This is a genomic window from Anaerorhabdus sp., from assembly GCF_036657415.1.
GTDB lineage: Bacteria > Bacillota_I > Bacilli_A > Erysipelotrichales > Erysipelotrichaceae > Anaerorhabdus.
This window is the reverse complement of the sequence record NZ_JAVXGL010000137.1, coordinates 1-3,234: the sequence shown is the minus strand read 5'-3', so window position 1 is coordinate 3,234 and position 3,234 is coordinate 1. Positions and strand designations below refer to the sequence as shown.

The 3,234-nt window shown below is 33.8% G+C and carries 3 protein-coding genes; 2 read left to right on the top strand and 1 reads right to left on the bottom strand.

Annotation, left to right across the window (positions count from 1 at the left end; translation table 11 throughout):
- Positions 1-49: 49 nt before the first annotated feature.
- Positions 50-1,537 carry a DUF1846 domain-containing protein gene (locus tag RSB60_RS11350; RefSeq protein ID WP_332616450.1) on the bottom strand — a complete coding sequence of 496 codons (1,488 nt, stop codon included), beginning with the start codon at positions 1,535-1,537 and terminating at the stop codon, positions 50-52.
- Between the two features lie 130 nt (positions 1,538-1,667).
- On the opposite strand from RSB60_RS11350, the gene fba reads away from it, so the two are divergent.
- The gene (gene fba, locus RSB60_RS11345) at positions 1,668-2,534 is read left to right on the top strand and encodes a class II fructose-1,6-bisphosphate aldolase (protein WP_332616448.1); all 867 of its coding nucleotides are present in this window, start codon (positions 1,668-1,670) and stop codon (positions 2,532-2,534) included.
- 131 nt (positions 2,535-2,665) lie between these two features.
- The coding region (locus RSB60_RS11340) for a hypothetical protein (protein ID WP_332616446.1) at positions 2,666-3,234 on the top strand (569 nt) is incomplete at its 3' end.

Sequence of the window (3,234 nt, the reverse complement as noted above, 5' to 3'; positions counted from 1 at the left end):
AATAGCCCTTATAGGGTTAAGTCAGAACCACGTGTTTTACACGTGGAAGCTATTTATGATACAGTCTTTTTGTAGTATACACAGGTTCTTGTGTAAAATTAACGCCAAGCTTTTTGAATGTGGAAACATCAACTTCAGATAGAATAACGGTTGAGTGTACTTCACAATCTTTTAATTTTTCAATTTGTTCAAGAGCTAAACGTGTTACTGGATTGTTGATTGCGGTAATAGAGAGTGCAATCAATATTTCATCAACGTGTAGTCGAGGGTTACGATTTCCAAGTATTTCTGTTTTTAGGCGTTGAACAGGTTCAATAACTTCGCGTGCAATTAAGTGTACACTGTCATCAATACCAGCAGAAATTTTTAGAGCGTTCAATAGGCAAGCGCTTGATGCCCCAAGAAGTGGAGATGTTTTTCCAGTGACAATAGTTCCATCTTCAAGTTCAATCGCAACAGCAGGTCCACCTGTTTCTACCGCTTTTGCCTTAGCAACTTCTGCGACAGGGCGGACTACTTCAGGAGTAATTCCGGCTTTATTTATAATAAGTTCAATTTTAGATACAGTTTCTTCAGTACAATAATCTCTTCTTAAATCAACAAGGGCATTGTAATAACGACGTACAATTTCTTCGTTACTTGCTTTTGCAGCAGCTTCATTATCAATAATGCAATTACCAACCATGTTAACACCCATATCAGTAGGAGATTTATAAGGAGAAGTTCCTTGGATTTTTTCGAATAGACGACTTAATACAGGGAATACTTCTACATCACGGTTATAGTTGATTGCTTGTTCGCCATAAGCTTCTAAATGAAATGGATCAATCATATTGATATCATTTAAGTCAGCTGTTGCAGCTTCATAAGCTAAGTTTACTGGATGTTTTAGCGGTACATTCCAAATTGGGAATGTTTCAAATTTAGCATATCCAGATTTGATATTTCTTTTTTGATCGTGATAAAGTTGCGAAAGACATGTGGCCATTTTACCAGAACCAGGACCTGGAGCAGTAACTACAACTAGCTCGCGTTCAGTTTCAATATAGTCATTTAATCCGAAGCCTTCATCAGAAACAATGTGGTCAACATTTGAAGGATATCCTTGAATTGGATAATGTAAAGATACTTTTATACCTAATCCTTCCAATTTCTTTTTGAATGCATCGGCAGTAGGTTGTTTAGCATAATGCGATATAACAACACTTCCAACATAGAAGTCAATACTTCTAAAAGCATCAATTAAGCGTAAGCAATCTAAATCATAAGTGATGCCTAAATCGCTTCTTACTTTATTCTTTTCGATATCATGTGCACTTATTACAATAATAAGTTCAACTTTATCTTTAAGTTTTTCAAGCATCTTCACCTTGCTATCAGGCATAAAACCAGGTAATACGCGGGATGCATGAAAATCGTCGAAAAGTTTGCCACCAAACTCAAGGTAGAGCTTTCCTCCAAACTGTTCAATTCGCTCTGCAATTTTCTCAGATTGCATGGAGATATACTTGTCATTATCAAAAGCAATTTTTTTCATAGTCCCACCTCTTTCAAAACATTTATAATTATAGCAAAACAAACAAGGTTATTCCATAATTATTAGACTTTTCATTTAAGAGTTTATGGTATAAAATAAAGTTGTTCAAAAATTAGGAGGAATAAACAGTATGGTATTAGTATCAGCAACAGAAATGATTCAAAAAGCACATGCAGGTCACTACGCAGTAGGTGCATTCAACATCAATAACCTAGAATGGACTAAAGCAATTCTTGCAGCTGCAGAAGAAACAAAATCTCCAGTTATGCTTGGGGTTTCTGAAGGTGCAGGCAAATACATGTGCGGATATAAGACTGTAGTAGCTATGGTTAAAGAAGTTCATGATGCAATGGGAATTACAGTTCCAGTAGCAATTCACCTTGACCATGGTTCATACGAAGGAGCTAAAGAAGCTATCGCAGCTGGTTTCACTTCAGTAATGTTTGATGGTTCTCACTATGATTTCCAAGAAAACTTAGAAAAATCAAAAGAAATTATCGCACTTGCTCATTCAAAAGGAATTTCAGTTGAATGTGAAGTTGGTTCAATTGGTGGAGAAGAAGATGGTGTTGTAGGTATGGGTGAATGTGCTGATCCAGCAGAATGTTCAACAATTGCTGGTTTAGGAGTTGACTTCTTAGCAGCAGGTATTGGTAATATTCATGGTAAATATCCAGCTAACTGGGCAGGACTAAACTTTGATGTTCTTGGTAAAATCCAAGAAGCTACAGATGGTAAACCACTTGTTTTACATGGCGGTTCAGGAATTCCAGCTGATCAAATTGCAAAAGCAATTTCATTAGGAGTTTCAAAAATCAACGTTAATACTGAACTTCAATTAGTATTTGCTGACGCTACACGTGAATATATCATGGCTGGTAAAGACCAAGAAGGTAAAGGTTATGACCCTCGTAAATTATTAGCTCCAGGTACAAAAGCAATCCAAGCTAAAGTTAATGCAATGATTAACCAATTTGGTTCAGCAAACAAAGCTTAAATCAATAAATGAACTTGAAGTGAAAACTAAAACTTCAAGTTTTTTTATTGGAATTATTCAAAAAAATTGAAATCATCTTTCTTTTGTCAATGAATAAACAATGTTAAACTGCATTATGAGGTGAGTAATGTATGAATGATGACTTTTATAAAGTATATATTCAAGATTATTTGAGTGAATATCATTGTTCACGTTTCTTAAAACATCCGAATATTTATAACTATATTGCATACATTACCTTCTTTACGGGAGCATTTTCATTGGTGCTGTATGAATTAATTATCGATACGCAAAGTGTTTGGGGTTACTTGGGGTATTTAGTTGCAATTATAATAATTGTCATATTAAGTTCTTTTTTGTGGAAAAAATTACAACTTACTATAATTATTAATTTTAAAAAGGAATATCCATCGCTATTTCCCGACAAACAAATAACAATTATGCAATGGAAACAAATAAATGAATATATGAAATTAGTAAAAGACTTCCTAGTACAACAAGCTGTTGATGGGTGGAATGCTAATCAAAGAATTTGCAAAGAAAATAATTTATTTGATTATTATCTAAAAGCGTATGTGCATAAAAAACTTAAATTTCTTAGTTTTTCAAGTACATCAATTGGACTTTTTGTGTTTTCTTTTTTAATTAAACGTTTATTTGAGCAAATTCTAAAAATTGATATTGGATTTAAATTCTTTTT

Excerpts from the sequence above, each read along its gene's own strand:
- fba (WP_332616448.1), top strand. The coding sequence starts at position 1,668 with ATGGTATTAGTATCAGCAACAGAAATGATTCAAAAAGCACATGCAGGT.
- RSB60_RS11350 (WP_332616450.1), bottom strand. The coding sequence starts at position 1,537 with ATGAAAAAAATTGCTTTTGATAATGACAAGTATATCTCCATGCAATCT.